The sequence below is a fragment of the Mycobacterium sp. genome, assembly GCF_019243155.1.
Classification (GTDB): Bacteria; Actinomycetota; Actinomycetes; order Mycobacteriales; family Mycobacteriaceae; genus Mycobacterium.
This window is the reverse complement of record NZ_JAFAUS010000050.1, coordinates 1-5,874: the sequence shown is the minus strand read 5'-3', so window position 1 is coordinate 5,874 and position 5,874 is coordinate 1. Positions and strand designations below refer to the sequence as shown.

Here is a 5,874-nt window from a genome sequence, read left to right as displayed (position 1 = left end):
CCCTGCGGTTCGACCGGACGCTCGGCGGCCGGGCGGCTGAGGTATGCCAGCGCGGTCATGCCGCCCATCGAGTGTCCCGCCAGGGTGAGGGGCCCCGATACCCGAAGCGCGGTGAGGACGTCGGCGAGGTCGGCGGCCAGCCGGTCGATCCGGTACGTGCGCATGTCGGCCCCGGTCGACTCGCCGTGACCGCGGTGATCGTAGGTGATGACCCGGACGCTGTTGCCCCAGCGGCGCACCAGGTGACGGACTTGCGGCGCCCAGCTCTCCTGGGTCAGGCACAGACCGTGCAGCAACACAATGGTGTGCTCGCGCGCACCCGTTGAGCCGTAGTCGCGAACCGCGAGCCGCACACCGTCGCTCGTGACGATCGTGCGCTCGACGTAGCCGGCGCGCCTGGCGCTGAGCCGCGGCGGAAGTGCGGTTGTCGTCGCGCGGTAAGCATTGGTTCCCGTCATCAGTTCCGGCTGAGTGAACACGGTGGGCTCCTCGTCACTGACGGTGTCGAGGGAGTCCCGACAGCTCGTTGGATTCGAAGCTACGGGCCTATGACGTCGAGGACTCGCTTGTGCGCAATAGCCACGCAACGGGCGATTTTCAGCTTTTGCGCATTGTGCTCAATGGCGCGGATCTACTGCTAGAACACCTCGGGATCGCGCTGCACTTCCGCGGGCACCGCATGCCGGTATACCCGAGACGCGTTCTGCCAGCTGAACTTTCGAATGATGTCCGGTGGCAGATCGCCGATCTGTTCGTGGATCGTTTCCTGGGTGTGCGGCCAGGTGGAGTCGCAATGCGGGTAATCAGCTTCCAGCATGATGTTGTCCACGCCGATCCGATCGCGTTGCACGAACGACGATTTGTCCTCCACCGCACAGAACCAGAAATTCCTGGTGAAAACCTCTGCGGGCGTCAGGCTTTCGCCCAGCGCCTGCCAAGTGCCGTACATCGCGTGATAGCTGAGCATGTGGTCGAGGCGGTCCAATAGTCCGGCGACCCAGCCGATTCCCCCTTCGGACAGGCAGATTTTCAGTTCGGGGAACCGGCTCGGCAGGCCGGAGTACAACCAGTCGACCGCCGCCGAAATGGCGTAGGCGAAGAACAACACACCCTGAACGTCCGGCGGCGCATCGTCGGTGGTGGACGGCGACGAGCCCGAGGATCCGATGTGCAGGTTCACGACGGTGTCGGTCTCGGCGCACGCCGCCATCATCGGATCCCAGTGCCCGGAGTGGATGCTGGGCAGGCCCAGCATCGCCGGGTTCTCGCTGAACGTGACGGCGTGGAATCCACGCTCGGCGTTCTCGTAGATCAGCTGCGCGCCGAGTTGGGGATCCAGCAGCCACGGCAACTGACACGGGATGATGCGGTCGGGGTATGAGCCCGCCCATTCCTCGAGGTGCCAGTCGTTCCACGCGCGCACCGAGGCCAACGCCAGGTCGCGGTCCGTGGTGACCTGCTGCAGTCGCTGGCCGGCGAACCCGGGCAGGAACGACGGAAAATTGAGCGAGGCGTAGATGCCATTGAGGTTCATGTCCTTGACGCGCTCGTGGATATCCCATGCGCCGGCGCGCATTTCGTCGAATCGGACCGGCTCGAAGCCGTACTCCGCCACCGGGCGCCCGACGACGGCGTTGAACCCGACGTTGGGCAGTTCGCTGCCGTCGTAGACCCACGTCTGTCCCCCGGTGTCGGTGTCGACGACTTTGGGCGCGCGGTCGGCGAATCGACGCGGCAGACGTCCGGTGAAAGTGTCCGGCGGTTCGACGATGTGGTCGTCCACCGATATCACCGTGTAACGCCGTTTCGCTCGCGGCGGATCAGGCAGAAACGTGACCGAGCGATCCTCGCCGGTTTTCGCCGTGGTGAAGCCCAGGTTGCCGGCCAGCTCGTCGATCGATTTCACGCGTCAATCTCCTTGTGCGGCAGGTCGTTCGAGTCGCTTAGTTGAGCACATCGGGGTCGGCTTTGATCGTCATCCGCGCCGCGCCCGCCCAGTAGACGTCGGCGGCACGTTCGATAAGCGACCGTTGCATGCCCGCCATGTCCGACCACTTCATGGCGACGGGTTCCTTGCCGGTGAGCATGACGTCGTAGGCCAGCTTGCACACCCGCTCGATCGACACCGCCCGGTAGACGGCCTCGGGCAGGTTGCGACCCGTTGCGATCACACCGTGGTTGGCCAAAATCGTCAGGTTGGCTTTGCCGATGCGGCCGGCAAGATCCGCCGCTCGGGCGGGGCTATCGATCTCGCCGTCGTAAGTGTCGACCAGACACAGGTCGTCGAGGAAAAGCGAACCGGTTTGGTGCACCAGCTCGGGCAGACGACCCAGGGCGGCGAGCACGCAGGCGTAATAAGGGTGGTTGTGGATCACCACGCGGGCGTCGTCCCGGACGCGGTGCAGTTCGGTGTGGATGTGGATCGCCGGCGTGACGTCCCATCGGCCGCGCACCACGCGGGCGTCGCTGTCGACCGCGCAGATATCGGATGCCCTGAGTTCCTGCCACCACAGGCCCCATGGGTTGACGAACATGTCCGTTTCGCCGTCGAGTTGCCAGGTGATATGGCCGGCCATGTTCTCGGCGAACCCGATCGCGGCGAGGTGGCGAAATGCCACGGCCAGCGCCTGCTCGTTGGAGAGTTCGACTCCGATGGGGGGAACCACCGACGGCGCCCAGGCCTCCAAACCACCCCGGCGTGCATCAGGAGCGTTCATATCGTCCCTCCATCCTGGCTCGAATATCCTCGCGGAGGCTGCCTTTGGCAATCTTTCCGCCCGACGATCGCGGTAGCTCGTCTGCGACGATCAGCTTTTCCGGCAGCAATTCCTTGGAAACTCCCAATGCCAGCAGGTGTTCGACGAGCCCGGGCAGGTCGAGGTCGTGGGATGCGACGAGTTCGGTGTAGAGGCAGACTTTTTCGCCGAACACCGGGTCGGGCATCGCGACGGCCGCCGCAACCGCGATGGCGGGATGGGTAGTGGCGGCGTCTTCCACCTGGCTCGCGCTGATGTTCTTGCCGCCGCGGACGATGAAATCCGAGGTGCGGCCGGTGACGCTCAAATAGCCGTCCGCGTCGATCTCGCAGATGTCGCCCATGCGCATCCACCCGTCAGCGGTGAAAAGCTTGTCGTGGTCGGTGCCGCCCAGATAGCCGAGGCTGGTCGCCGGACCCCTGCATGCCGGTTGGCCGCGCCCGGTGGCGGTCACGTCGCGATCCCCGTCGAACAGGCGGACCTCCATCTCGGGCACGATCCGGCCTCCGGTGCGCAGGCGGCGCTCGCGTGAATCGGCGACGGTGGTGGCGCTGAGCAATCCGGTTTCGTTGGAGCCGTAGAACTGCAGAATCTTTGCGCCGGTGAACTCTTCAAATTCGGCGGCGGGACGGTAGGGCAACGCTTCGCCACCGGTGAAAACGACGCGCAGCGAACTCAAGTCGTGATCGCGGGTGGCGGGATCTGCCATCAGCATCGTCAATTGCGTGCTGACACAACACAACACGCTGACGCTGTGGCGAACGATCGCTTCGCACGTCGCTCGCGTGGTGAACCGGTCGAGGATCACCGCGGTCGCTCCCAGATAGATGGGCGTGGTGTGACTGGTCCATATCCCGAAACCGAACGGCGTGGGTATCACCGGCAGGAAGGTGTCGTCGGAGGTCAACAGCCCGTTGGCGACGGCCTTCTGGTGGAAGTAGTACCAACGATTCTGGGTGTGCACCACGCATTTCGGCAGACCAGTGGTTCCGGAGGTGGAATTGATCAGAAAGACGTCGTCGGGACCGCGGACGGCGCCGGCTGAGACCGGCGTGGGTTTCGCTTCGGCGTCCAGGCGCAACGCGCCGGCATCGTGATCCAGGACGAGGGTGGACAACTGGGATTGGTCGGCCACGCCCGCCGCGGCGGATGCGTGCGAGGCGTCGCTGATCAGCAGCTTGGGCGCCGAGCCGCGCAGTATTGCCAAGACCTCGCGGGTGCCGGCGCGTGCGCCGATCCCGACGGCCACCGCACCGCAGCGTTCGATCGCGATGAGCAGCGCGTGGATGGCGGTGGAGTCGCCGTGCCACACCGCCACCCGGTCGCCCGGGCCAACGCCTACGCCGGCCAGTTGCTCACTGAGAGCCGTTGCTGCACAGTCGAATTCGCGCCAGGTAAACGCGGTCCCGGGATGGTCGATGTAGGCCGGGCGCTGCGGTGACCGTTCGGCGTTGCGGCGCACCGCATCCGACAGCGTCGTATCCGACCACCAGCCGGCCGCACGGAACCGCGCCGGGTCGTCGTCGGTGAATGCCGGCGAGCCCGCGGTATGCAGCCCACCGGCGCTCATCACCAGATCATAGGTAAACGGTGGGCCAAGTCGGCCGTCGCCTCAACCGACCCGGATGGTCAGGGATTTTGCGGCGCGGGAGCGGGCGCGGCGTGCTGCGGATCGCCGGCAACGTCCGGTGGACGCGGGTGCTGCGTGTGGCAAGCGTGCACGCAACCACAGTTGAGGCCGATGATGCAGCCGCCCCCACCGACGGGCTGGACCGGTACGGCGCCGCCCGGAGCCGGCGTCGTGCTGCTCGAGGTGGCGGTATTACTTTTTGCCGTGGTGGCTGTGGTGTCGCCGGCCGACCAACCGACCGCGACCACAAGCGCGGCCACACCGGCGCACAGTGCGCCTGCGGCTTTGGCTTGTCGATTCCCCACGAGTTCCCACTGTAGTGACCCACCGGTGAACGCGCAGATCAGCGGCGGGTCCCGAAAGGACCCGGAGGAAACCCCAAGAAATCACCAAGGATCCTCCAAGGACGGCCGTGGACGGTTAATCCGATTCCCAGTGTTGGGATCGGTAGCGGCACAGGGCGATTGCACTTGCCTCACGACCGCTGCAACGCGCAGCGAAAGACTGAGGAGGTATGCCGCCATGAAAAGCAAGGTCGCCGTGCTGATAGCCGGCGGGATGGTCGCCCTGATGTTCCTTTCGCGCTACTTCGTGCTGCGCCGAACCGGCATGCCGCTGGAGTGGCTGCTTTACCTCGGATTGCCGATCACCGCCGCCGGGGTGCTGTTTGCCCTCGGACTCGTCAACATGGGCAAGGGGTGGACCACGAAGAGCGATCTACCGGGCCAATCCCGCGAACGTCCGCGCGTGTCGCTGTCCGCGCGGCTCAAAGAGCTCGAGGAGCTGCACATCCAGGGCGCGATCTCCGCATCCGAATACAGCGCCCGGCGCCTGCAGATCATCGCCTCGTGTGGCTCGGGGCGGTGCGGCTAGGCGTCTTGGTTCGCCGGTGCACCAGCGACACACGGATGGCGTAGACCGTGGCGCTGACCGCGAACATCGCCGCGGTCAGCAGCAACCACCGACCGAGGAACGGGTCCTGGGTCTGCCCGGTCGCGGCCAGGTACGTGCCGGCGCCCTGTTCGATGATGCCGGGCAGGAACACCAACAGCGTCAGACCCGTCCCCAGCGCGGGTACCCGCAGGTAGTTGAGTACGGGTACCCGATCCGCCGGGCGCACCCGGGCGGGTGTAGTCGCGACTCGCGACAGCAGCCGGTCCAGACAGGCGTAGATCGGGAACAGCACCAGGTCGTGGGCGATGACGGCGGCGGCGAACCACACGATGATCGATTGCCACCACGAGGACGGGTTCCACAGCGTGACCGGTTTGATGGTGGCGACCACATAGCCGAACAGTGCGAACCCGGTGATCAGGGTCAGCAGATGCAGCGGACGCGATCCGTAGAGCCTCGCGAAAGCCGGGATCCCCCTAGGCATTTTCCGCCGCCTGAAAGACGATGGTGGCCACCCATTTCGTGTTGTGCACGCCAGGTAGCGCCGGCACGATGATCCGCGCGGGAAAGCCGTGGTCCGCGGCAAGGTCGGCG

General features: G+C 65.7%; 8 protein-coding genes. 1 reads left to right on the top strand and 7 read right to left on the bottom strand.

Annotated features, from left to right (window positions below; genetic code table 11):
• From JOZ00_RS02620 to JOZ00_RS02600, 5 genes are all read right to left on the bottom strand, one after another.
• A partial coding sequence (locus tag JOZ00_RS02620; RefSeq protein ID WP_293339223.1) for an alpha/beta fold hydrolase occupies positions 1-479 on the bottom strand: 479 nt, incomplete at its 3' end.
• Positions 480-637: 158 nt separating this feature from the next.
• The gene (locus JOZ00_RS02615) at positions 638-1,906 is read right to left on the bottom strand and encodes an amidohydrolase family protein (protein WP_293339221.1); all 1,269 of its coding nucleotides are present in this window, start codon (positions 1,904-1,906) and stop codon (positions 638-640) included.
• A 37-nt stretch (positions 1,907-1,943) separates the two neighbouring features.
• Positions 1,944-2,717 carry a class II aldolase/adducin family protein gene (locus tag JOZ00_RS02610; RefSeq protein ID WP_293339219.1) on the bottom strand — a complete coding sequence of 258 codons (774 nt, stop codon included), beginning with the start codon at positions 2,715-2,717 and terminating at the stop codon, positions 1,944-1,946.
• A complete protein-coding gene (locus JOZ00_RS02605) occupies positions 2,704-4,326 on the bottom strand; it encodes a class I adenylate-forming enzyme family protein (RefSeq protein ID WP_293339217.1) in 1,623 nt (540 codons plus the stop codon). Before JOZ00_RS02605 ends, JOZ00_RS02610 begins: the two co-directional genes overlap by 14 nt.
• A 59-nt stretch (positions 4,327-4,385) precedes the next feature.
• Positions 4,386-4,691, bottom strand: coding sequence for a hypothetical protein (locus JOZ00_RS02600; protein ID WP_293339215.1), 306 nt, complete (start codon positions 4,689-4,691; stop codon positions 4,386-4,388).
• A 217-nt stretch (positions 4,692-4,908) separates the two neighbouring features.
• Here JOZ00_RS02600 and JOZ00_RS02595 point away from each other — a divergent pair, with 217 nt between their 5' ends.
• Positions 4,909-5,259 carry a hypothetical protein gene (locus tag JOZ00_RS02595; RefSeq protein WP_293339213.1) on the top strand — a complete coding sequence of 117 codons (351 nt, stop codon included), beginning with the start codon at positions 4,909-4,911 and terminating at the stop codon, positions 5,257-5,259.
• On the opposite strand, the gene JOZ00_RS02590 is transcribed toward JOZ00_RS02595, so the two are convergent.
• Both JOZ00_RS02590 and JOZ00_RS02585 read right to left on the bottom strand, forming a co-directional pair.
• Positions 5,225-5,764, bottom strand: coding sequence for a hypothetical protein (locus JOZ00_RS02590; RefSeq protein WP_293339211.1), 540 nt, complete (start codon positions 5,762-5,764; stop codon positions 5,225-5,227). The genes JOZ00_RS02595 and JOZ00_RS02590 overlap by 35 nt on opposite strands.
• On the bottom strand, positions 5,757-5,874 hold a 118-nt coding region (locus JOZ00_RS02585), incomplete at its 5' end, for a molybdopterin-dependent oxidoreductase (RefSeq protein ID WP_293339225.1). The genes JOZ00_RS02590 and JOZ00_RS02585, both read right to left, overlap by 8 nt.